General features: G+C 70.7%; 20 protein-coding genes. 9 read left to right on the forward strand and 11 right to left on the reverse strand.

The features are described from left to right. The first annotated feature begins 572 nt into the window (after positions 1 to 572). Positions 573 to 2,591 carry a glycosyltransferase family 2 protein gene (locus ABZS97_RS36620; protein WP_356145120.1) on the forward strand — a complete coding sequence of 673 codons (2,019 nt, stop codon included), beginning with the start codon at positions 573 to 575 and terminating at the stop codon, positions 2,589 to 2,591. After that, positions 2,588 to 4,525, forward strand: coding sequence for a kelch motif-containing protein (locus tag ABZS97_RS36625; RefSeq protein ID WP_356145123.1), 1,938 nt, complete (start codon positions 2,588 to 2,590; stop codon positions 4,523 to 4,525). The genes ABZS97_RS36620 and ABZS97_RS36625 overlap by 4 nt, the downstream gene beginning before the upstream one ends. A 77-nt stretch (positions 4,526 to 4,602) precedes the next feature. Here ABZS97_RS36625 and ABZS97_RS36630 read toward each other — a convergent pair whose 3' ends face one another. The 6 genes from ABZS97_RS36630 to ABZS97_RS36655 form a co-directional block, all read right to left on the reverse strand. Next, positions 4,603 to 5,619, reverse strand: coding sequence for a glycoside hydrolase family 6 protein (locus tag ABZS97_RS36630; protein ID WP_356145125.1), 1,017 nt, complete (start codon positions 5,617 to 5,619; stop codon positions 4,603 to 4,605). A 492-nt stretch (positions 5,620 to 6,111) separates the two neighbouring features. Further along, positions 6,112 to 6,789 carry a class F sortase gene (locus ABZS97_RS36635; RefSeq protein WP_356145127.1) on the reverse strand — a complete coding sequence of 226 codons (678 nt, stop codon included), beginning with the start codon at positions 6,787 to 6,789 and terminating at the stop codon, positions 6,112 to 6,114. Between the two features lie 2 nt (positions 6,790 to 6,791). Then, on the reverse strand, positions 6,792 to 7,400 hold the full coding sequence (locus tag ABZS97_RS36640; RefSeq protein WP_356145129.1) for a hypothetical protein: 609 nt from the start codon (positions 7,398 to 7,400) through the stop codon (positions 6,792 to 6,794). Positions 7,401 to 7,524: 124 nt separating this feature from the next. Then, positions 7,525 to 8,304, reverse strand: a complete 780-nt coding sequence (locus tag ABZS97_RS36645; protein ID WP_356145131.1) for an HAD-IIA family hydrolase — start codon at positions 8,302 to 8,304, stop codon at positions 7,525 to 7,527. A 170-nt stretch (positions 8,305 to 8,474) separates the two neighbouring features. After that, positions 8,475 to 9,272, reverse strand: a complete 798-nt coding sequence (locus tag ABZS97_RS36650; RefSeq protein ID WP_356145134.1) for a hypothetical protein — start codon at positions 9,270 to 9,272, stop codon at positions 8,475 to 8,477. Positions 9,273 to 9,458: 186 nt separating this feature from the next. Then, positions 9,459 to 10,658, reverse strand: coding sequence for an ROK family transcriptional regulator (locus ABZS97_RS36655; protein WP_356145136.1), 1,200 nt, complete (start codon positions 10,656 to 10,658; stop codon positions 9,459 to 9,461). Positions 10,659 to 10,717: 59 nt separating this feature from the next. On the opposite strand from ABZS97_RS36655, the gene ABZS97_RS36660 reads away from it, so the two are divergent. Both ABZS97_RS36660 and ABZS97_RS36665 read left to right on the forward strand, forming a co-directional pair. After that, on the forward strand, positions 10,718 to 11,824 hold the full coding sequence (locus ABZS97_RS36660; RefSeq protein WP_356145138.1) for a Gfo/Idh/MocA family oxidoreductase: 1,107 nt from the start codon (positions 10,718 to 10,720) through the stop codon (positions 11,822 to 11,824). Continuing rightward, positions 11,821 to 12,309, forward strand: coding sequence for a heme-degrading domain-containing protein (locus ABZS97_RS36665; protein ID WP_356145140.1), 489 nt, complete (start codon positions 11,821 to 11,823; stop codon positions 12,307 to 12,309). The genes ABZS97_RS36660 and ABZS97_RS36665 overlap by 4 nt, the downstream gene beginning before the upstream one ends. 81 nt (positions 12,310 to 12,390) lie before the next feature. Here the strand turns inward: ABZS97_RS36665 and ABZS97_RS36670 are convergent, their stop codons facing one another. From ABZS97_RS36670 to ABZS97_RS36685, 4 genes are all read right to left on the reverse strand, one after another. After that, positions 12,391 to 13,248: a fumarylacetoacetate hydrolase family protein gene (locus ABZS97_RS36670; protein WP_356145143.1), complete on the reverse strand. Its 858-nt coding sequence runs from the start codon at positions 13,246 to 13,248 to the stop codon at positions 12,391 to 12,393. Positions 13,249 to 13,384: 136 nt separating this feature from the next. Beyond that, positions 13,385 to 14,146 carry a YidC/Oxa1 family membrane protein insertase gene (locus tag ABZS97_RS36675; protein ID WP_356145145.1) on the reverse strand — a complete coding sequence of 254 codons (762 nt, stop codon included), beginning with the start codon at positions 14,144 to 14,146 and terminating at the stop codon, positions 13,385 to 13,387. Positions 14,147 to 14,251: 105 nt separating this feature from the next. Beyond that, entirely contained in the window at positions 14,252 to 14,569 is a 318-nt protein-coding gene (locus ABZS97_RS36680) for a DUF6412 domain-containing protein (protein WP_356145147.1), read from the reverse strand. A gap of 98 nt (positions 14,570 to 14,667) precedes the next feature. Next, positions 14,668 to 15,231, reverse strand: a complete 564-nt coding sequence (locus tag ABZS97_RS36685; protein ID WP_356145149.1) for a helix-turn-helix domain-containing protein — start codon at positions 15,229 to 15,231, stop codon at positions 14,668 to 14,670. Between the two features lie 112 nt (positions 15,232 to 15,343). Between ABZS97_RS36685 and ABZS97_RS36690 the strand changes: the two genes are divergently transcribed. From ABZS97_RS36690 to ABZS97_RS36700, 3 genes are read left to right on the forward strand one after another with little or no spacing between them, the layout of a single operon-like run. Then, on the forward strand, positions 15,344 to 16,759 hold the full coding sequence (locus tag ABZS97_RS36690) for an MFS transporter (protein ID WP_356145151.1): 1,416 nt from the start codon (positions 15,344 to 15,346) through the stop codon (positions 16,757 to 16,759). A gap of 58 nt (positions 16,760 to 16,817) precedes the next feature. After that, positions 16,818 to 17,495 (forward strand): hypothetical protein, encoded by a 678-nt coding sequence (locus tag ABZS97_RS36695; protein ID WP_356145154.1) that lies wholly within the window; start codon positions 16,818 to 16,820, stop codon positions 17,493 to 17,495. A gap of 46 nt (positions 17,496 to 17,541) precedes the next feature. Continuing rightward, complete coding sequence (locus tag ABZS97_RS36700; protein ID WP_356145157.1) at positions 17,542 to 18,084, forward strand: hypothetical protein; 543 nt, start codon at positions 17,542 to 17,544, stop codon at positions 18,082 to 18,084. Between the two features lie 28 nt (positions 18,085 to 18,112). Here the strand turns inward: ABZS97_RS36700 and ABZS97_RS36705 are convergent, their stop codons facing one another. After that, positions 18,113 to 18,949: a class E sortase gene (locus ABZS97_RS36705; protein ID WP_356145159.1), complete on the reverse strand. Its 837-nt coding sequence runs from the start codon at positions 18,947 to 18,949 to the stop codon at positions 18,113 to 18,115. A 336-nt stretch (positions 18,950 to 19,285) separates the two neighbouring features. Between ABZS97_RS36705 and ABZS97_RS36710 the strand changes: the two genes are divergently transcribed. After that, on the forward strand, positions 19,286 to 20,809 hold the full coding sequence (locus tag ABZS97_RS36710) for a beta-1,6-galactanase (RefSeq protein WP_356145161.1): 1,524 nt from the start codon (positions 19,286 to 19,288) through the stop codon (positions 20,807 to 20,809). A 64-nt stretch (positions 20,810 to 20,873) separates the two neighbouring features. Further along, positions 20,874 to 21,314, forward strand: a complete 441-nt coding sequence (locus ABZS97_RS36715) for a DUF3592 domain-containing protein (protein WP_356145163.1) — start codon at positions 20,874 to 20,876, stop codon at positions 21,312 to 21,314. Positions 21,315 to 21,345: the final 31 nt, after the last annotated feature.

A 21,345-nucleotide genomic window follows, 5' to 3' on the forward strand; every position in this document is an offset into this window, starting at 1 on the left:
TAGAGCAGCTGACTCTTAATCAGCGGGTCCGGGGTTCGAGTCCCTGGCGGCGCACCGACCGAAGAGGCCCCTCGCAGCAGCGAGGGGCCTCTTCGCCGTCCCCGTCCACCCCGCCCGTCGCTCCTGCCACGGCCGCCCCACCCGCCGGTCCGCCGCGCCGCCGACTGAACCGGTTCACCGGACCGGGCCGCCGCGTCCCCTCTTTTGACCGGTCGCCGTACGGTCACCTTCGTCCCTTCCTCGTACACCTGTCCCTAAGAGCGCGTATGACCGGTTAACACCGCGTTTCGCATCTTGCGATCATGATGGACGACGTAGAACCCTGGGCTTCAAGGGACTGTCGATACACGACAGTTGGGGGATCGGCCGGTTGCGACTGTGATGGGGATGGGGCCCCACTCATGAACGGATGCCGAGGGGGCATCATGCAACCGGAAGGTCGCGTTTCCGTGTCTCTGAAGTGTGGATGACGTGGTGACGCACCTGCCACTGATGCGTTCGCGAAGGTCGAGGGGGACCCGAGCGAACGGAAGACCGACGAACACGCACCTGTGCGTGCGGGGGGATGACTCATGACGCCGACGGGCGCCCGGCAGAACTTCGACCCGTCCGAGACGACTCAACTAAGGGTGCCATCGCACCGGACCGGCGGATTCCGCAGAATCAGGAAGACGCTGCCGAGATACGACTACGAGCACTACAGCCGGCTCGCGGGGCCCCTGACGCAGCCGGACCCGAACAAGCCGTACAAGGTCCAGTACCGCTCGCTGCTGTCGCAGGAGCCGCACCGCATACGGGCCGCCCTCATGCTCGGCGCCGCCCCGCTGCTCTCGCTGGTCCTGCTCGGCTGGCTGCTCCAGCCGGAGCACTGGACCGAACGCGACTACCCGGCCTACGACTTCCTGCCGGCGCTCGACATCGTGATGCTGGTGTCGATCGGGCTGATCGAGTTCTTCCGCTGCATGAACGTGCTGTCGAACGCGCACGCCACCCTGGTCGCCCGCGACCCGGTCCCGGTGGTGCCCGAGACCGGCACCAGAGTCGCCTTCCTCACCTCTTTCGTGCCCGGCAAGGAACCCCTCGCCATGGTGACGAAGACCCTGGAGGCGGCCGTCAGGATCCGCCATCGGGGCCTTCTGCACATCTGGCTCCTGGACGAGGGCGACGACCCCGAGGTGAAGGCGGTCTGCGAGCGCCTCGGCGTGCACCACTTCTCCCGCAAGGGAATCGCGAAGTGGAACCAGGCCAAGGGCCCGCACCGCGCCAAGACCAAGCACGGCAACTACAACGCCTGGCTGGAGGCGCACGGCGACGCGTACGACTACTTCGCCTCGGTCGACACCGACCATGTGCCGCTGCCCAACTACCTGGAGCGGATGCTCGGCTTCTTCCGCGACCCGGACGTCGGCTTCGTCATCGGCCCGCAGGTGTACGGCAACTACGACAACCCCATCACCAAGGCCGCCGAGTCCCAGCAGTTCCTCTTCCACGCCCTCATCCAGCGGGCCGGGAACTTCTACGGCTCCCCGATGTTCGTGGGCACCTCCAACGCCGTACGCATCAGGGCGTTGAAGCAGATCGGCGGTCTGTACGACTCGATCACCGAGGACATGGCGACCGGCTTCGAGATCCACCGCGCCAAGAACCCGGCCACCGGCAGCCGTTGGAAGTCGGTGTACACGCCGGACGTGCTGGCCGTCGGTGAAGGGCCCAACGCCTGGACCGACTTCTTCACCCAGCAGCTGCGCTGGTCGCGGGGCACCTACGAGACGATCCTCAAGCAGTACTGGAAGGGCTTCTACTCCATGCCTCCGGGCAAGCTCTTCAACTACACGATGATGATCATCTTCTATCCGATGTCGGCCCTCAACTGGATCCTGGCGGCCCTGAGTTGCGCCCTGTTCCTGGGCCTCGGCGCCTCGGGCGTCAACATCGACCCGACGGTCTGGCTGATGCTGTACGGCAACGCGTCGGCGCTGCAGATCGGCCTGTACATCTGGAACCGCCGCCACAACGTCTCGCCGCACGAGCCGGAGGGGTCGGGCGGCGTCGCCGGCATGGTGATGTCGGCCCTGTCCGCGCCGATCTACGCGCGCTCGCTCATGGACGCCGTACTGCGCCGCAAGAGCAAGTTCGTGGTGACACCCAAGGGCGACTCGGCGAGCCCGGACACACTGTTCGGGACCTTCCGGATCCATCTGTTCTTCATCATGGTCTTCGGCGCCTCCATGAGCGCCTCGTTCGCCTACGGGCACGCCCACCCGGCGATGCTCACCTGGGCGTCGTTCGCGCTGCTGATCACCGCGTCGCCGATCTTCGCCTGGCAGTGGTCGCTGCGCCAGGCGGAGAAGAAGCCCACGGCGCCCCCCTCGACGCCGCCCACCGTGCCGATCCCCGCGCAGGCCTCGGGGCCCCAGCAGGAACAGCACGCGGCGCACGCCCCGCACTCTCCGCATGCCCCGCAGCACAAGCCCAGTTGGGCCGCGGCGAGCGGGGGCGGCGACCCGGCCCGGGACGAGCCGCAGGACGAGCCGAGAGACCAGCCCATGGATCACACGATCCGGATCGCCCTTGGGGGACGTAAGAAATGAAAGACGGTGCAAGCCGCCGCCGCGCTCGTCGTCTGGCGATAGGCGCGGCGGTGGTTCTCGCGCTGGCGGGGATGAACGGGCCGTGGCTGTATCGCTTCGGGACGGAGCAGTACCACCAGTACAAGATCAACAAGCCGGAGTACAAGGCCGACAACGGGCACTGGGATGTCGTCCAGTTCCCCGAGGAGTACCGCCAGAACACCATTCACGCGGCCCTGTTGCACACCGGAAAGATCCTGCTGATCGCGGGCTCGGGCAACAACCAGGACAACTTCGACGCGAAGCGGTTCGAGACCCGGATCTGGGACCCGGTCAACAAGACGATCAAGAAGATTCCCACGCCGGCCGACCTCTTCTGCACGGGCCACACCCAGCTCGCCAACGGCAATCTGCTGATCGCGGGCGGGACCAGGCGGTACGAGAAGCTGAAGGGTGACGTCACCAAGGCCGGCGGCCTGATGATCGTGCACAACGAGAACCCGGACAAGCCGATCACACTGCCGGCGGGCACCAAGTTCACCGGCAGGAACAACGCCAGGACGTTCGTCTCCAAGGACCCGGTGCTGGTGCCGCGCGCGAAGAAGGTCTTCGACAAGGCGACCGGAAAGTTCCTGCGCAACGACCCGGGCCTCGGCCGTATCTACGTCGAGGCGCAGAAGAGCGGCACCAAGTACGAGACGGGCACCCAGGACAACTACCGGATCCAGGGCCTGACCGGCACCGACGCCCGCAACACGTACGGCATCGCGCAGAAGCTCGCCCTGGACAAGAAGGACTTCCAAGGCATCCGCGATGCCTACGAGTTCGACCCGGTCGCCGAGAAGTACATCAAGGTCGACCCGATGAACGAGGCCCGCTGGTACCCGACGCTCACCACCCTGTCGGACGGCAAGGTTCTCAGCCTCTCCGGCCTCGACGAGATCGGCCAGCTGGTCCCGGGCAAGAACGAGGTGTTCGACCCGAAGACCAAGAAGTGGACGTACACCAAGGGCATCCGCCAGTTCCCGACGTACCCGGCGATCTCGCTGATGCAGAACGGCGAGCTGTTCTACTCGGGCTCGAACGCCGGATACGGGCCCGACAACGTCGGCCGCGACCCCGGCGTCTGGGACCTGGACACCAACAAGTTCACCAAGCTCAAGGGGCTGAGCGACCCGGACCGGATGGAGACGTCGGGCACGGTGCTGCTGCCGCCCGCGCAGAACGAGAAGTACATGGTGATCGGCGGCGGCGGGGTCGGCGAGTCCGACAGGTCCAGCAAGAAGACCCGGATCATCGACCTCAAGTCGGACAACCCGAGATTCGTGGACGGGCCCGAGCTGGAGAAGGGCACCCGCTACCCGCAGTCCTCGATCCTGCCCGACGACACGGTGCTGGTGTCGGGCGGCTCGGAGGACTACCGCGGCCGCGGCGACTCCAACATCCACCAGGCGCGGATCTACGACGCGAAGTCCAACACCTTCAAGCAGGTCGCCGACCCGCTGGTGGGCCGCAACTACCACTCGGGCTCGATCCTGCTGCCCGACGGCCGCGTGATGTTCTTCGGCTCCGACTCGCTCTACGCCGACAAGGCCGACACCAAGCCCGGCGTGTTCGAGCAGCGCATCGAGATCTACACCCCGCCCTACCTCTACCGTGACTCGCGGCCCTCGCTCTCCGGCGGCCCGAAGACCGTTCCCCGCGGCGGTACGGCGACGTTCACCTCGGCGCACGCCTCGTCCATCACCACGGCCCGGCTGATCCGGCCGAGCGCGTCCACGCATGTCACCGACGTCGACCAGCGGTCCATCGCACTGGATCTGAAGAAGACGAAGGGCGGCATCGAGGTCACCGTGCCGAAGAACCGGAACCTGGTGGAGTCCGGCTGGTACATGCTCTTCGTGACGGACGACCAGGGGACACCGAGCAAGGCCCAGTGGGTGAAGGTGCCGTGATTCAGGGATAGTTGCTACGTGACTGGGGGCGCCCTCCGCTTCGGAGGGCGCCCCCAGTCACGTACGCAAGTAGTCGGCTATTTGCTGGACTTGGCCAGCTTGAGGGCGTAATCCGCCCACCACTCCCCCGCCTTGGGCCCGCCCTTGCACGTGCCGTCCGACTCGCCCGGCCGCTTGACCCACAGATAGGCGTCCACCAGTGGGTCGGCGGTCTTGGTGGTCGGTTCCTCACCGAGCGCACGGCCCGGCGGGTTGCACCAGTTCTCGTCGGCCTTGCCGCTCGTGTACGGCCCGTTGCCGTTGCGGCTGGTGTCGATCACGAAGTGCTTGCCGCCGACCTTCGCGGACAACTGCTTGCCGTACGCGATGGAGTCCTTGGTCGAGTAGAAGTTGGAGACGTTGACCGAGAAGCCGTCGGCCTGGGCGATGCCCGCCCACTTCAGTGGCTCGAAGATCTGGTCGGGGTGGCCCCAGCCCGCGTTGCCCGCGTCCAGGTACACCTTCGTGTTCTTCAGGGACTTGAGCTTTCCGATGGCGCTCTTGAGGAGGAAGTAGCGCTCCTCGTGGAACTCGTTCGGTGTGCACTGGTTGACCAGGTGCAGGATCGCGTCCGGTTCCAGGATCACGGTGGCCGGCCGGTCGCCGATGCCCTGGGCGACCCCGTCGATCCAGGCCTTGTAGGCGTCGCCGTCGGCGGCGCCGCCCTGGGAGAACTGGCCGCAGTCGCGGTGCGGAATGTTGTAGAGGACGAGGATCGCGGACCGGTTCGCCTTCTCCGCGGCCTCGGTGAAGCCGCGCGCCTCCGCCTCCGGGTTCTCCGGGCCGATCCACTCACCGGTCGGCTGCTCGGCGATCTTGCGGATCTGCTCGGCGTCGCTCTTCTTGCCGTCCTTCGCGTACCGGGCGACCTGCTCGGCCGCGTTCCCGGACGGGTTGACCCAGAACGGGTCCGAACTCCTGGGCTGCTGGGTGACCTTGGAACCCGAACCGTCGTCTTCGTCGCCGCCGCCCCCGGAGGAGCACCCGGCGAGCAGCAGTGCCGCCCCCGCCACCGCTACGGACGCCCAAGTTCCGGCCCCCTTCTTGCCGTACATCCAACTCCCCCTTGGGTGCACTGTCCGAAGCATCAATCCTGACATACCCACCGCGCCGCCCACGAGATCGCCCGAGCCTTGTCGGCGAGCTGTTACAGCCCCGGGCGACCGGGCCGGCGCGGCCGGGCGGGGGCGGTCGACGGGCGAAGGAGCATCAGGGACATAGGGGACACGGGCTTTCGCCGGCCCATCCGAACCCGGTGGAAACCTCGCATAAATCCGGCCGTCACCTGCGCGCATCACGCTGCGCCACGACCGGTCGACCTGGCGTCAAACAGACTCTAGGCCGCAGCGCTCATCCGTTCTAGAGTTGCCTCAAACGGCCCCAGCCCCCGGCTCGTTACTCAATCCGCCCTGTGCGGATTGGCCCCAGAACCTCCCGCGCCGATCGCCGGGTTACTCCCGCAGCCCGTGCGCGCGCGGTCGAGGACCAGCCCGGCCGGCGGCTCCGGGGGGAGCGGGCCGCCGGTCGGGCCAGGTGACCTGGCCCCCTCACAGGCCGGTGCCACTGAGATACGCGGAGACCACGACGTTCGCCGAATAACTGCGTGTGGCGCGGTCGAACGTGCCGCCGCAGGTGATGAGCCGCAGCTCGGCACGGCCCGACCGGTGTGGCCCGTAGGCCTGTTGGGCGTCGAAGCGGTCGCGTGCGAGGACCCGGACGTCGTCCACGGTGAACTCGGCGACCGTACCGTCGTCGCGGATCACCCGGACCGTCTCGCCCGGCCGCAGCGCGCTGAGCCGGTAGAAGACCGCGGGCCGGGTCTCGGTGTCGACGTGCCCCACGAACAGCGCGGTCCCGGCCGCCCCGGGCTTCGCCCCGCGCGCGTACCAGCCGACCACGCCCGGCTGGTCGAACGGCGGCGGATCGATGGCTCCCCGCGGATCGAGGCCGCGGGACACGACCGGCGCCTGCACCCCCATCGCCGGGATGTCGATGCGCTGCGGTCTGGCCTCCCCGAGCGGCTTGAGCGCGGGCGGCAGCCTCGCCTCCGGCGGCCGTCCCACCGCCGCCATGTCGCCGGTGGTCGGCGCCGACGTCCCCTGCCGTACGTCCGTCACCTCGCGCCCCCACAGCCACAGCCCGAGCAGCAGCACCACCCAGGCGACCCCGGTCAGCAGGCGCCCGGTGCCGGAGGAACGCTCCCGCCCGGAACTCTCGGATCTCACCGTCAGTCCACGTCGCGGTTGCGGCGGGCACCGCGCGCCGCCACGGCGATCGCGGCGACGCTCGCGAGGATGAGGCCGATCACCGCCTGCCGGGTGCCCGGCCCGGCGTTCCGGGCGTCCACGGCGTGCGCGGCGTTCACCGAGTCGAGGTGCGCGGTGCCGCCGCCGCCCGCGTCGACGGGGGCCACGGGCGAGACCGGAGCGGAGGGGGTGGAGAGAGCGGATGCCGTGGCCGAGGAGGGCGGCCCGGGGACGGTGATCGTGCCGGTCACCTTGCCGCCGCGACCGTCGCAGCCGACCTTGATGTCGTACGTGCCGGGTGGGAGCGAGGAGCGGACGCGGGTCTCCCCGACGAGCGTGCCGTCGGCCCTCGCCGCGCCGGTGAGCTGCGCGTCGGTGACGAACGCCCCGGACGCGGCCGTGCCGGTCCGCCCCGCGCAGCCCCGCGCCAGCAGCTGGATGTCGCTGCCCGGGGCGGGGGACGCGGGCGTCACGGAGACGCCCGCGTCGAACGCGTCGGAGACGTGGGCGGTGTCGGCCGCGTACGCGGTGGGGGTGAGCGCAGCCGCAGCCGCCGCCCCGGCACAGAGAGCGAGTCGCAGTGAACCCATCGTGAACCTCCAGTTGTCTGGAGACTCCTCCTACGGACGGGCCGGCGCATCCGGGGAGGGGCGCCGACTGCTCCGTACGAGTTCCCGCGCGTCCGTGCTCCCCTCAGGGGGTTCGGACAGGCGTTCAGATCCGGTCGACGAGGTCCGCGATCGAGTCCACGACCTTCGACGGCCGGTACGGGTACTTCTCGATCTCCGCGGGCGTGGTCAGCCCGGTGAGGACGAGGTAGGTCTCCATCCCGGCCTCCAGTCCGGCGAGGACGTCCGTGTCCATGCGGTCGCCGATCATCGCGCTGGTCTCGGAGTGCGCGCCGATGGCGTTGAGCCCGGTCCGCATCATCAGCGGGTTCGGCTTGCCCGCGAAGTACGGCTGCTTGCCGGTCGCCTTGGTGATCAGTGCGGCGACCGCGCCGGTGGCGGGCAGCGGGCCCTCGGTGGAGGGGCCGGTCTCGTCGGGGTTGGTGCAGATGAAGCGGGCCCCGTTGTTGATGAGCCGCACGGCCTTGGTCATGGCCTCGAAGGAGTAGGTCCGCGTTTCGCCCAGGACGACGTAGTCGGGCTCGTGGTCGGTCAGGACGTACCCGATGTCGTGCAGCGCCGTGGTCAGCCCCGCCTCGCCGATCACGTACGCCGTGCCGCCGGGCCGCTGGTCCTCCAGGAACTTGGCGGTGGCCAGGGCGGAGGTCCAGATGTTCTCGACCGGGACGTCCAGGCCCATGCGCTGCAGGCGGGCGTGCAGGTCACGGGCGGTGTAGATGGAGTTGTTGGTGAGGACCAGGAACGGCCGGCCGGACTCGCGCAGCTTCTTGATGAAGGCGTCGGCGCCGGGAATCGGCACACCCTCGTGGATGAGTACACCGTCCATGTCGGTGAGCCACGATTCGATGGGCTTGCGTTCTGCCATGTGCCGATCTCCTGCCGTACTACGCAAGGGCGTGCTGGGGCGGCCGGTACGACATTGTGCCGACGCGGACAGCCTAATCACGCAGGGCTGATCTTGACCCCGTCGCCCATGTGCGCAGTCCCGGCTGCGGGTGGCGGACCTTCACCGCGTACGTCCCCGCCGCCTGCCGGTCAGCGGCGCCGGAGCCGCAGGCGGCGGGATACGGCGAACAGCGCGGCGCCTGCCGCGAGTACGCCCGCCGCCGCGGCGAGGCCGTACGGCACCGTCGCCGGGTGTCCGGTCCTGGCCAGCTCGCCGGCCGACTCCTTCCGTGCGCCGCCGTCATTGCTGCCGGGGGCCCGGGGGCCGTCCACGACGCCGTCGCCGTCTCCGCCGTCGTTCTCGATCCGGAACTTGTACGGGTTCGACTCCCCCACCCAGTCCCCGTCGTCACCGTGCCGCTGTACGACGGCCGCGTTGGCCACGACGTCGTTCGGCACCGCCGCGTCGGAGGTCACGGAGAGCCGCACCTTGACGGTGAGGGTCCGGCCGGGGCCCACGGTGAACCCGGGGAAGCCGTCGTCGAACACCCCGATGTTCTCGTCCTCGTCGCTCCTCTCGAACGCGACGGGGTGCGGGCGTCCGCCCTTGCCGGCGTAGAACTCCAGCCGCGCCTGCTCCGGCCGCAGCGCCCGCTTCTCGTCCACGAGGACGACGACCGGATGGACGCCGCCGCAGGTGTGCGCGGTGGTGTTGGTGAGGTCGATGTACCAGGTCCCGAACCCACCGCCGACGTCGAAACCGGCGGGGCCTCCGTGGATCCGCGTCCTGACCGGGAAGTCACGGCCGCCCGGGGCGGAGCAGCTGGGGCGGGGGTTCGTGAGGGCGGTGGCGGTGGCCGTGGCGGGCACGAGGGACACGGCGGCTGCGGTGAACGTGAAGGACAGGGCGAGGGCCGGGGCCAGGGTCGTGCGCAGTCGCTTTCGCATTCGCTTTCGCATGAAGAGCCTTTGCCGATCGGGCCCTCGACCGTGCCATGCGCGCGCGAGCCCACCGGGTCACCACGCCTGCGGCGACCTCTTTCACTGATGAACTCCGCTCGGTCGGCGGAGCGGGGCGGTGCCTGGGTCGGGGCCCGGGGCGGGGGCGCGTACGCCGGCCCCGATCCCCGCCCCTCACCCGTCCCCCCGCCCGAACACCGCCCCCAGCACCAACTGGGCCGCCCCCTCCGCGACCCCCCGCTCCCCACCGGGAGCAACCCGCACCGGGACCCCGGCACGCGCCCCCTCTCGTCCGGCCCGGGCGGCAAGCACCGCCGAGACTCCGTGCACGAACGCCTCCCGGTGCCGGGCCACTGTTCGTCCGCCGAGCAGCAGCACGTCGATGTCCAGCAGTCCCACGAGGTTCGACGCCCCCTCGCCCAGTACGCGAGCCGCCTCGTCCACGGCCCCCCGCTCCACCGCCCCGAGGCACAGCACCTCGATGCACCCCCGGTTCCCGCAGCCGCACACGGGCCCGTCCAGCTGGATGACCTGGTGCCCGAACTCCCCCGCACCGGTCCTGGCCCCCCGGTGCACGGCGCCGCCGATCACGAGCCCGGCGCCCAGCCCCGTACCGAGATGGAGGTAGGCGAAGGATCCGTGGGCGGCTTCCACGGCGCCGCCCACCGCGAGCCCGAGCGCCGCCGCGTTCGTGTCCTTGTCCACCACGACGGGCGCGCCGAGCCGCCGGGCCAGCGCGTCCCGCAGCGGGAACCCGTCCCATTCGGGGAAGCCGGTCACCCGGTGCAGCACACCGCGCCCGTGGTCGAGGGGTCCGGGCAGGGCGACCCCGATCCCGAGCACCGGGGGCCGCCCCGCGAGGAGGGTCTCCACCTCCGCTGCGGCGCCCTCGACCACGGCTTCCGCCCCGGCCCCCAGACCCAGCGCGGCGCGCCGCTCGGCCACCACCGCCCCGGTGAGATCGCAGAGCACGGCCGTCAGCTCGTCGCGGTCGAGGTGGAGCCCGACGGCGTGCCCGGTCTCGGGGACGAGCCGCAGTACGGTGCGCGGCTTGCCGCCGGTGGACGCGCGGCGGCCGGCCTCCGCCGCCAGGCCGTCCGCCCGCAGCCGTGCGGTGATCTTGCTGACGGCCTGCGGGGTCAGCCGGGTCCGCTCGGCGATTTCGAGGCGGCTGATGCCGTCGGGCCCGGCGGTGCGCAGCAGGTCGAGCACGAGGGCGGCGTTGTGACTGCGCAGGGCGAGCAGATTCACCCCGGCCGCACCGGGCACGCCCGCCGCACCCTGCACACCCCCCGCACCCCTCGGCGCACCCGCCCCCACCACTGCCCCACCTGCCACGTTCGACTCCCCGCCGGTCCTGTTCACGTACGCCATTCTCCCCCGAGCTTGCACTTTGGCAACAGCGTTGCGAAAGTGGAGGCATGAGTGGACCCATGACGAGCACAGCTTCCGGCACCGGCTCCCGCCCCGGTTCCCCCCTCCGCGTGGCCCTCGTCGGCTACGGCCTGGCGGGATCCGTCTTCCACGCGCCGCTGATCGCCGCCACCGAGGGCCTCGCCCTCGACACGGTGGTCACCTCGAACCCGGAGCGGCAGGCGCAGGCCCGCGCCGAGTTCGGCGACGGCGTCCGCTTCGCGGCCTCCCCCGACGACCTGTGGGCCCGTGCCGAAGAGCTGGACCTGATCGTCATCGCGTCCCCGAACAAGACCCATGTGCCGATCGCGTCCGCCGCGCTCAAGGCGGGTCTGCCCGTCGTCGTGGACAAGCCGATCGCCGGCACCGCCGCCGAGGCGCGCGAGCTCGCCGCCCTCGCCGACGAGCGCGGTCTGCTGCTCTCCGTCTTCCAGAACCGCCGCTGGGACAACGACTTCCTGACCCTCCGCAAGCTCATCGCGGACGGCGAGCTGGGCGAGGTCCAGCGCTTCGAGTCCCGCTTCGAGCGCTGGCGCCCCCAACTCAAGGGCGGCTGGCGCGAGTCCGGCGATCCGGCAGAGATCGGAGGTCTGTTGTACGACCTCGGCAGCCATGTCGTCGACCAGGCGCTCGTCCTGTTCGGCCCGGCGGTCTCGGTGTACGCCGAGGCGGACATCCGCCGCCCGGGCGCCGAGACCGACGACGACACCTTCCTCGCGATCACGCACGAGAACGGCGTCCGCTCCCACCTCTACGCCTCGGCGACCACCGCCCAACTGGGCCCGCGCTTCCGCGTCCTGGGCTCGCGGGCCGGCTATGTGAAGTACGGCCTCGACCCGCAGGAGGCCGCGCTGCGCGAGGGCAGGCGCCCGGCGGCCGGTGAGGAATGGGGTGTCGAGCCCGAGAGCATGTGGGGCCACGTCGGCTCCGGGGAGTCCCCGCTGACCGGCGGCGGCCGGCCCGAGCCGACCCTGCCGGGCGCCTACCCCGCGTACTACGCGGCCGTGGCCGCCGCCCTCCGCGACGGCGCCCCCAACCCGGTCACCGCGCTCGAGGCCGCGGCCACCCTCGACGTACTGGAGGCGGCGCGACGCTCGGCCCGCGACGGCGGGGCGGTGTCCCTGTGAGCGCCACGAGCCCCGTACCCGCCCCCGCTGCCCCCTCGATCGCCGAACTGGAGGAGCAGGAACGCCGCCTGACGCTCCCTCACTTCGACCACGACGACGCGTGGACCCTCGGTTCGCTCCTCGTCGAACTGGCCCGGCAGCGCCGTGCGCCCGTCGCGATCGACATCCGCCGCGGCGGCCAGCAGCTCTTCCACGCGGCGCTGCCCGGTTCGACCCCGGACAACGACGCCTGGATCGACCGCAAGCGCCGCGTCGTCGAGCGCTACGGCTGTTCCTCCTACCTCGTCGGCTCCCGCTTCCGCGCCAAGGGCACGACCTTCGAGGACTCCTCGCGCCTGGACCCGGACACGTACGCGGCCCACGGCGGCGCGTTCCCGATCACGGTCGAGGGCGCGGGCGTCATCGGCACGGTGGTGGTCTCCGGACTGCCCCAGATCGAGGACCACGCGATGGTGGTCGAGGCCCTGGAGCGGTTCAAGTCCTAGGAGTGCGTACGGGGTCGGGGGCTCCCCCCGACCCCGTACGCGAAGCCTCAGCCTCAGCCTCAGCCTCAGCCGCCGAAAGTACTACGCGTCCTTCAGCTCCTGGCGCTGCCGCCCCAGCCCCTCGATCTCCAGCTCCACGACGTCCCCGGCCCGCAGGAACGGCTTCGGCTCCGGGTGGCCCATGGCGACCCCGGCCGGCGTACCGGTGTTGATGACGTCGCCCGGGTACAGGGTCATGAACTGGCTTACGTAGCGGACCACTTCGGCGACCGGGAAGATCTGCTCGGCGGTCGTGCCGTTCTGCTTCGGTTCGCCGTTGACCCAGAGCTTCAGCGACAGGTTCTGCGGGTCCGGGACCTCGTCGGCGGTCACCAGCCACGGGCCGAGCGGGTTGAACGTCTCGCAGTTCTTGCCCTTGTCCCAGGTGCCGCCGCGCTCGATCTGGAACTCGCGCTCGGAGACGTCGTGCGCCACCGCGTACCCGGCGACGTGCGCGAGCGCCTCCTCGTGCGAGGCGAGATAGCGGGCGGTCCGCCCGATGACGATCGCCAGCTCCACCTCCCAGTCCGTCTTGGTGGAGCCGCGCGGCACGAGCACGGTGTCGTACGGGCCGATCACCGTGTCCGCGGCCTTGAAGAAGATCACCGGCTCGGCGGGCGGCTCGGCACCGGTCTCCCGGGCGTGGTCGTGGTAGTTCAGCCCGATGCACACGACCTTGCCTATGCGTGCGACCGGCGGTCCGACGCGCAGTCCGGCCGCGTCGAGCACCGGCAGCTCGCCGGAATCGGCGGCGGCCCGTACGCGGCCGAGGGCCTCGTCGTCCGCGAGCAGCGCGCCGTCGACGTCCGGGACCACGCCCGACAGATCCCGCAGGCTTCCCTCGGCGTCCAGCAGCGCAGGTCGCTCCGCTCCCGCCGTACCGACTCGCAGCAGCTTCATGATCACAATCTCCCTCGATCGCGGCAGCCCAGCCGATGGGTGCAGCCATCGGAGGACTGGTCGATCCTCCAAGCTCGACGTCCAGTCCGCAATACCCCGTTCACGGACTGGACCGTAACCTCGCCTTCCGCCGCGGCTACACGAGTGCCGCCGCGGGCGCCGCCCCCGGCATGTCCCGGTACAGCACCGCCCTCTCGACCGCGCTCCATGTGGTGCTCGTCACCACGTACAGCGCGGCGGCCAGCGGCACCACGGCCACGGTGAAGAGGGTGAAGAAGGACATGAACGGCATGAACTTGTTGATCGCGCCCATCCCCGGCGTCTGCTGCCCGTCCGCACCGGCCTGGACGGGGTTCGCCGCCATCATCCGCTTCGTGCGCAGGTAATTGAAGGTCGCGACGGCCGCGACGAGGACGAACAGGCCGAGGTAGACCAGCCCCGGCGCCCCGAACACCCCGCCGTCGCCCAGGGCGTCCGCCCACCGGTCGCCGAGCGGCGCCGCGAGCAGCTTGTGGCCGAGCAGGGCGTTCGCCTCGCCGCCGATCCGCGAGCTGGAGAACAGGTGGTAGAGGAGGAAGAAGGCCGGCATCTGCAGGAGGCTGGGCAGGCAGCCGGACAGCGGCGACACCTTCTCCTCCGCGTGCAGCGCCATCAGCGCCTTCTGGAACTCCTCCGGCTTCTTCTTGTGCTTCTTGCGCAGCTCGGCGATCTGCGGCTGCAGCTTGGCGCGCGCCCGCTGCCCGCGCGCCGCCGCCCGGGACAGGGGGTGCACGAGCAGCCGTACGAGCGCGGTGAACAGGACGATCGCGGCAGCCGCCGCGGAGGCGTGGAACAGCGGCTGGAGCAGATCGGCCAGCCCGTCGACCAGACTGGCGAAAACAGACATGAATGCGGACATGGGTGAGCCCTCCGAGGGTCTCGTCGTGCCGGAGCGAACGAACGCGCAGAAACTGCGCACAGCGGCATGACGACCCGCGCGGGGGCCGGTACTACCAGGGTTCCCCTACGCGGCGGCCGTCAGGAGGGCACGCCCGGGCGCTCGGGGGCGCGGACGCCCCGAGGCGTCGGGATCGCGTTGGGGGAGGAACGCCGTACGGCGCTCACGGTCGCGAATGGCCGTACGGACGCGCGTACGCGGTACGGCGGGGGCGCAGCGTGCGGCGATGACGGCGCAGACGGCGAGCGCGGAACCGGCCGCGGCGGTCGCCGCGAAGGCGACAGCGGCGGAGAGGCTGCCGGTGTCGAGCACGGCGACTTCGAGGAGCAGCACGAGGAGCACGGCGGCGGGGCGCATGTTCGCCCAGGTCCGAATCCGGATCATGAACCTGCTCCCCCTCCCCTGCTGGTCTTCTGCTGGTCTTCTGCTCGACATACGCGACGTCGTACTCGTCGCGCCCGACCTCGTACTCGTCGCTGCCGTTATACAGGATGCCGCCGCACGGGATCCTGTCGCACAGTCTCCGTCCCGATCGGCTGGAGCAGTCGCTTCGGGCTGAGCAGAGCGCGGCTGACCGGGTCCGCCGGGTCCGGGTCGAGTCCGGGACCCGGCAGCATTTCGACGTCGGGGACGGGGACGACGGTTCCGCAGTCGGGGCACTCGCCGTACGGGCCGAGTTCCCGGTCCGTGCCGCAGGTCGCGTGCCGGAAGAGGCGCAGCCGGGTCTCCGTGTAGTGCTCGCGGCCCCATACGCCGAGCGATCGCAGGGTCGGCCACAGTGCGAGGCCGCGGTCGGTGACGACGTACTCGTCGCGCGGCGGCGACTCCTGGTAGCGGCGCTTCTCAAGGATCCCCTCGGCGGTGAGCGCCTGGAGGCGGGCCGCGAGGACCGCGCGCGGGATGCCGAGGTGGACGAGGAAGTCGTTGTACCGCCGTACGCCGTAGAGCGCGTCGCGGACGATGAGCAGCGTCCAGCGTTCCCCGACGACTTCGAGCGCCCGGGCGATCGAGCACTCCTGCGTGACGTAGTCCTTGCCCAGAGCCATGCCTGCCACTCTAGCGACTTTTCGACGACTTGGTTCAGTGAACGAACCTTGGGTGTTACGGTCGTACCGCAGCCACAGTTCAATGACCGAACTCACCCTCTGAGAGACAGCCATGACAGGGCTCGACCGCACGACCTCCGCCACCACCGCCCAACCGGCCGCACCATCGGCCGCCCGTCCCGCAGCCCCCGCGCAGCCGTCCCCGCGGGCCACCCCCACCCTCATCGTCACCAGCGCCGCCACCGCCGTGACCCTGATGACGTACACCGCGCCGATGGTCACGCTCCCCGACATCGCCGGCGCCCTGCACACCTCGGTCTCCGCCCAGGCATGGCTGCTCAACGGCACCCCGCTGGGCCTGGCCGCGCTGCTCCTGGTCGCGGGCAGCCTCGCGGACGACTACGGCCGCCGCCGGATCTTCCTCGCCGGCACGGTCGCGCTCGGCGTCACCACGGCGCTGGGCGCACTCACGACCTCGACCTGGCTGTTCACGCTGGCCCGCATCGCGCAGGGCGCGGCGAGCGCGGCGATCCTCGCCAGCAGCCTCGGCCTGCTCGTGCACGCCTTCCCGTCCCCCCGGGGCCGGCAGCACGCGACCGGGGTGTGGGGCGCGTTCGTCAGCGGCGGCATCGCGGTCGGTCCGCTGCTGGCCGGAGCAATGCCCAACTGGCGTACGGCGTACGGGATTCTGGGCGCCGCCGCGCTCGTCGTCGCCGCCCTCGGCACCCGGACCCTCACCGAGTCCCGGGCCCCTCGCGGCGGCCGCCCCGACCTGGCCGGCGCCGTCACGTTCGGGCTCGCGCTGGTCTCCCTGGTGGCCGCGCTGACGCTGGGGCGAGACGGCTGGCTGCGACCGTCGGTGGGCGGTCTGCTCGCCGCCACCGTCGCCCTGATCGCCGCGTTCGTGCTCGTGGAACGCCGCACCCGCACGCCCATGATCGACCTCGGCCTGCTGCGCCACCGCCCCTTCCTCGCCTCCTCCGCGGGCGGCCTGTTCACGGGTTTCGCGGTGATCGGACTGTTCAGCTTCCTGCCCGCGCTGCTTCAGCAGTCGCTCGGCCTGTCCGCGATGGACACCGCGTGGCTGTTCCTGCTCTGGTCCGGGCTGTCCTTCGGCGTCGCCCTGCAGGCACGCCGCCTCGCTGGCCGGGTCTCACCACGCCACCAACTCGCCCTCGGCTTCTCGCTGCACGCGGCCGGCGTCCTGACGATGCTCGGCGCCCTCGACGCCGGTTCCTGGACGCGGCTGCTGCCCGGCTTCATCGTCTCCGGGATCGGCAGTGGCCTGCTCAACGCCGCGCTCCCGCTCCTCGCCGTGGAGTCCGTCCCGGCGGCCCGCGCGGCGATGGGCTCGGGCGCGCAGCAGACCTTCCGCTACATCGGCTCGTGCGCGGGCGTCGCCCTGACGATCGCCCTGGTGACGTCCACCCGGTCCCTCGCCCACGGCGCGGACCTCGCGATCGCTGTCTCGGCGGGGCTCGCGGTGGTGGCGGTGGCGAGTGTGGTGGTGCTCCGGGAGCGGGGGTGAACCTGCCAGGACCAGGTGGGTGGTTCGGGCTCAGGAGTGCGGGCCTAGGGTGCTGACCATGGCGGCAACGAACTCGAACTCGAGCGCGAACTCGGCCGCGGAGGAGCAGCGACAACTGCTGCGGGCGGCTGCGGAGCTCGGTGACCCCGATGCGCAATTCCGGCTCGGCAAAGTCCTGTTGGAGCAGTGGCGCGGCGAGGAGGCCAAGCGCTGGCTCGTACCGCTGGCCGAGGACGGTCACGCGGCCGCGGTGCAGGCGCTGGCCTGGTATGCCAGCCGCCTCGCACACAACGACGCCGCCTACGAAGCCGAGGCCGAACACTGGCTGCGCCGCGAGGCCGAGGTCCGCCAGGACCCCGACTGGCTGGTGACGATGGCCCAGGAGATGCGCCGCTGGGCCTCGGGGCGCGTAGCCGAGGCCGAGGCACTGGTCGCCGGGATGGCACGGGCGGGCAGTGCGCGGGCCGCCGGTCAACTCGGCTACTGGAAACGGCGGGACGGAGATCTGGCGGGCGCCGTGGAGTGGTACCGGCTCGCGGTCGAGCTGGGCAACCGGTTCGCGTGGCGGGACCTCGGCGGCTGCCTCGCCGCCCTGGGCCGCCTCGCGGAGGCGGAGGAGGTGTACCGGCCACGCGCCGACGCCGGGGACTCGGTGGCGTACTACGAACTCGCGGCGGTGCTCTACGCGCAGGGCAAGGGCCCGAAGATCGAACCGCCGGGGCCACCTCAGCTCTGACCCGGGTCGCCCCGGTGCAACCACAGCCGCCTGCCGGTGCGTGTTCATGCTTATGTCCGCCAAGTCGGCCTTATCGAGGCGCCGTTCGCTCTATCCGAGGCTCTTTTCGCTGGGCATCGCCCTGCTCTGCACAGGGCTGATCATGCTGTACGCCAACAACCACTCGTCGCCGGCCAACAGCGGCGGCAACGGCAGCAGCGGTGGCACGACATGCGGCTCCGGGGATCGCTCCTGCGCCACGCCGACCACCCCGACGGAATCCTCCCTGCCGACCACTCAACAACCCACGGACGGTCAGACGGACCGGACAGAGGAACCGACAGACCGGACAGAGGAACCGACAGACGATCCGACGGATGAGCCCACGAGCAGCCCGACGCACGGCCCCGACGGCAACGCCCCCAACCCCCAGGCCGGCAGCGCATCCGACATGGTCAACGCCCTGGGTGCGCTCACGTCCGGCGTCGGCACGCTCCTCACCGGCGCGGCCGCAGTCCTGATGGCACGGCGCGAACGGAACTCCCGCACCCCCGTGGCGCCGCCCCCGGCCGAACCGGCCACCTCCCCACAGGGCGAGGGAAACGGCTAGGGCCTGTCCGGCGGATCCGACTGGGCTCCTACCTGGGCCGCATCGACCGCAGTTTGCCCCAGACCACGAGCCGGTACCTGGAGGTGTACTCGGGGGTGCAGGTGGTGAGGGTGATGTAGTACCCCGGGTCGGTGTACCCGTACGACGGCCGGACGGTGCTGCGGGGGACGGCACGGATGACGCCGTCGTCGCGCGCCGAGGTCTGCGGCAGGGTCTTGTCGACGACATACGTGAAGGTGGCGGCCTTCGTCTCGACGGTGAGCGTGTCGCCGGACCGCAGCCGGTTGAGGTACCGGAAGGGCTCGCCGTGGGTGTTGCGGTGCCCGGCGAGCGCGAAGTTCCCTGCGCGGCCTGGCTGTTGGGTGCCTTTGTAGTGGCCGACGTAGCCCTTGTTGAGGACGTCCCCCTTGCTGACCCCTTCGGCGACGGGGACGCGGAGGCCGAGGCGGGGGATGCGGAGTACGGCGTAGGCCTGGGACCAACTGGGGTGGACGCCGGTGGTGTTGACGGTGGCGGTGCCGGCCGCGGCCCGGCGCTCCTGGCCGCCGGAGGAGGAGGAGGACGTATCGCCGGAGCCGTCTTCCGAGCCGTCATCGGAGCCGTCACCGGGATCGGCGAGGTGGGAGGGATCGGTGGCCGGGGCGGTCTTGCCCGGCCGGGACGGCGTTCCCCACTCCCTCTCCAGGGCTTGGACCTGTCTCTCGGCGCCCGCGCGGGCCTGCCGGTTGGTCCACCACAGCTGGTGCACGACGAGGAGCATGAGGACGACGCCGACGGTGACGAGGACCTCGCCGCCGGTCCACAGGGCGCGCCTGCGCAGGGCACGCCGCCGCCGAGTGCGGTGATGCACCACGGGTGCCCGCATGCGTACGCCCCCTTCGGCCCCCTTCGGCCCCCTTCGGCCCCTTCGGCCCCTTCGGCCCCTTCGCCCTCGTCGGCCCACTGAGGCCTCCTCGCCGCGGGCCGCACGATAGGGGGCGCTTCCTCAAGTCACCAGCCCCGTACGCGTACGGAATCCCGAACAGAATCCGGTCGTCTTCGTACAGCGGTTAGAGAAAGGGCTGTCTGAACTCTCGACAACCCACGCGTCACACCCGATGCTTCCGAGGGACGACGCCTCCCCGCGTCCCGCAACGCCGCACAGCTCCCCTTGGCGCGCACTCCCTGGCGTCCACCCCCGGCCCCCGCACCCGGAGATGACATGACCGCACCAGACCAGTCGAAGCCGCCGACAGCCCATCCGGCCTCCCCCCTCCGCCGCAGAGCGCTGCTGGCCGCCGCCGGTGGCGCGGTGCTCGGCGGTGTGCTCGGCACGGGCACCGCACGGGCGGACGCGACGATCGCCGTCAACCCCGGTACGTCGTACGGGAAGTGGGAGGGCTGGGGCACCTCGCTCGCCTGGTGGGCCAACGTGTTCGGCGCCCGCGACGACTTCGCCGACATCTTCTTCACCACGAAGTCGGTGACGTACGGCGGGAAGTCGCTTCCCGGCCTGGGGCTGAACATCGCCCGCTACAACCTGGGCGCGTGCAGCTGGAACAGCGTGGGCGGCACGACGATGACCGCCTCCGCCAACATCCCGGCGTTCAAGCAGATCGAGGGCTACTGGCAGGACTGGAACAACGAGGACCCCACGTCCTCGGCGTGGGACTGGACAGCCGACAGCAACCAGCGCTCCATGCTCACCAAGGCGGTGTCGCGCGGCGCGACGACGGAACTCTTCGCCAACTCGCCGATGTGGTGGATGTGTTCCAACCACAACCCCTCCGGCGCGTCCGGGGGCGGCAACAACCTCCAGACCTGGAACTACCGCCAGCACGCCTCGCATCTCGCCGCCGTGGCGCTGTACGCGAAGAACAACTGGGGCGTGAACTTCGCGACGGTCGACGCCTTCAACGAGCCGTCCTCCAGCTGGTGGACCGCCACCGGCACCCAGGAGGGCTGCCACATGGACGCCGCCGTCCAGGCCGCCGTACTCCCGTACCTGCGCAGCGAGTTGAACAGCCGCGGCCTGACAGGAACACGTATCTCCGCCTCGGACGAGACGAGTTACGACCTGGCGCGCACGACGTGGAACACCTTCAGCTCGACGACGAAGGGGTACGTCAACCAGGTCAACGTGCACGGCTACCAGGGCTCCGGCGGCCGCCGCGACCTCCTCTACACGGACGTGGTGACCACGGCGGGCAAGAAGCTGTGGAACTCGGAGACCGGCGACAAGGACGCCACCGGCCTCACCCTCGCCAGCAACCTCTGCCTGGACTTCCGCTGGCTGCACCCCACGGCTTGGGTCTACTGGCAGGTGATGGACCCGAGCTCCGGCTGGGCCATGATCGCATACGACGCGGGCACCCTCCAGCCGACCACGGTCCAGACGAAGTACTACGTGATGGCCCAGTTCAGCCGCCACATCCGCCCCGGCATGACGATCATCGACACGGGCGTGGGCTACGCGGCGGCGGCGTACGACGCGACGGCGAAGCGCCTGGTCATCGTGGCCGTGAACACCGCCACCTCCGCCCAGACCCTGACCTTCGACCTCTCCCGCTTCTCGACGGTGACGGGCGGCTCGGGCGGCCTGGTCCGCCGCTGGAACACGGTCACCGGCGGCGGTGGCGACCTCTACACCGCCCACTCGGACACGTATCTGAGCGGGAAGTCGCTGGCGCTGTCGTTCGCGGCGGGCGCGGTGCAGACGCTGGAGATCGACGGGGTGACGTTGTGAGGGACCGGCAAAGGCAACCCCTTGGTTGCCTCTTCAACTCACCGCCCCCATAAGCTCCCTGGCCATGAACTCGTACTGGTTGCTGACCTTGATCCCGTTCCTCGCCGGCCTGGCCCTGACCGGCCAGCAGGCCATGAAGGCGATCACCGAACACGTTCTGCGCCGCACCGCCCGCCGCCTGGAGGGCACGGTCACCGGCCATGTGGCGACGCGCGAGGCGTCGTACGCCACTCTGAACGCGGTGGTGCGCTGGACCGGCGAGGACGGTACCGAGCACGAGCGCGCCGTCCCCGGCATGATCAACGCCCGCAGCCTCTCCGAGGGCAGCCGCGTCCACGTCCTGAGCACCCCCGGCTCCCCGGAGTCGGTGGTGCTGGACTCGCCGGAGCGCTATCGCGCGGCGATATACGGCGTCTGGCTCGGCGTCCTGCTGTGGGCGGGCGCGCTGACGGCGGTGCTGATCAGAATCGCGACGCTGCTGCCGGAGCACTACTACCGCTACTGAGGTCCGGGGGCGTGCCGCGGGACACCGTGGG

Origin of the sequence: Streptomyces sp. NPDC005485 (assembly GCF_040606085.1) — a bacterium.
Lineage (GTDB): Bacteria > Actinomycetota > Actinomycetes > Streptomycetales > Streptomycetaceae > Streptomyces.

Bases quoted from the DNA above. Each gene is read 5' to 3' on its own strand.
- ABZS97_RS36680 (WP_356145147.1), bottom strand. From the start codon at position 14,569: ATGATCCGGATTCGGACCTGGGCGAACATGCGCCCCGCCGCCGTGCTC.
- ABZS97_RS36645 (WP_356145131.1), bottom strand. From the start codon at position 8,304: ATGGCAGAACGCAAGCCCATCGAATCGTGGCTCACCGACATGGACGGT.
- ABZS97_RS36690 (WP_356145151.1), top strand. From the start codon at position 15,344: ATGACAGGGCTCGACCGCACGACCTCCGCCACCACCGCCCAACCGGCC.
- ABZS97_RS36655 (WP_356145136.1), bottom strand. From the start codon at position 10,658: ATGGCGTACGTGAACAGGACCGGCGGGGAGTCGAACGTGGCAGGTGGG.
- ABZS97_RS36700 (WP_356145157.1), top strand. From the start codon at position 17,542: ATGCTTATGTCCGCCAAGTCGGCCTTATCGAGGCGCCGTTCGCTCTAT.
- ABZS97_RS36620 (WP_356145120.1), top strand. From the start codon at position 573: ATGACGCCGACGGGCGCCCGGCAGAACTTCGACCCGTCCGAGACGACT.
- ABZS97_RS36640 (WP_356145129.1), bottom strand. From the start codon at position 7,400: ATGGGTTCACTGCGACTCGCTCTCTGTGCCGGGGCGGCGGCTGCGGCT.
- ABZS97_RS36675 (WP_356145145.1), bottom strand. From the start codon at position 14,146: ATGTCCGCATTCATGTCTGTTTTCGCCAGTCTGGTCGACGGGCTGGCC.
- ABZS97_RS36630 (WP_356145125.1), bottom strand. From the start codon at position 5,619: ATGTACGGCAAGAAGGGGGCCGGAACTTGGGCGTCCGTAGCGGTGGCG.
- ABZS97_RS36670 (WP_356145143.1), bottom strand. From the start codon at position 13,248: ATGAAGCTGCTGCGAGTCGGTACGGCGGGAGCGGAGCGACCTGCGCTG.
- ABZS97_RS36710 (WP_356145161.1), top strand. From the start codon at position 19,286: ATGACCGCACCAGACCAGTCGAAGCCGCCGACAGCCCATCCGGCCTCC.
- ABZS97_RS36715 (WP_356145163.1), top strand. From the start codon at position 20,874: ATGAACTCGTACTGGTTGCTGACCTTGATCCCGTTCCTCGCCGGCCTG.
- ABZS97_RS36695 (WP_356145154.1), top strand. From the start codon at position 16,818: ATGGCGGCAACGAACTCGAACTCGAGCGCGAACTCGGCCGCGGAGGAG.
- ABZS97_RS36650 (WP_356145134.1), bottom strand. From the start codon at position 9,272: ATGCGAAAGCGACTGCGCACGACCCTGGCCCCGGCCCTCGCCCTGTCC.
- ABZS97_RS36660 (WP_356145138.1), top strand. From the start codon at position 10,718: ATGACGAGCACAGCTTCCGGCACCGGCTCCCGCCCCGGTTCCCCCCTC.
- ABZS97_RS36705 (WP_356145159.1), bottom strand. From the start codon at position 18,949: ATGCGGGCACCCGTGGTGCATCACCGCACTCGGCGGCGGCGTGCCCTG.
- ABZS97_RS36625 (WP_356145123.1), top strand. From the start codon at position 2,588: ATGAAAGACGGTGCAAGCCGCCGCCGCGCTCGTCGTCTGGCGATAGGC.
- ABZS97_RS36685 (WP_356145149.1), bottom strand. From the start codon at position 15,231: ATGGCTCTGGGCAAGGACTACGTCACGCAGGAGTGCTCGATCGCCCGG.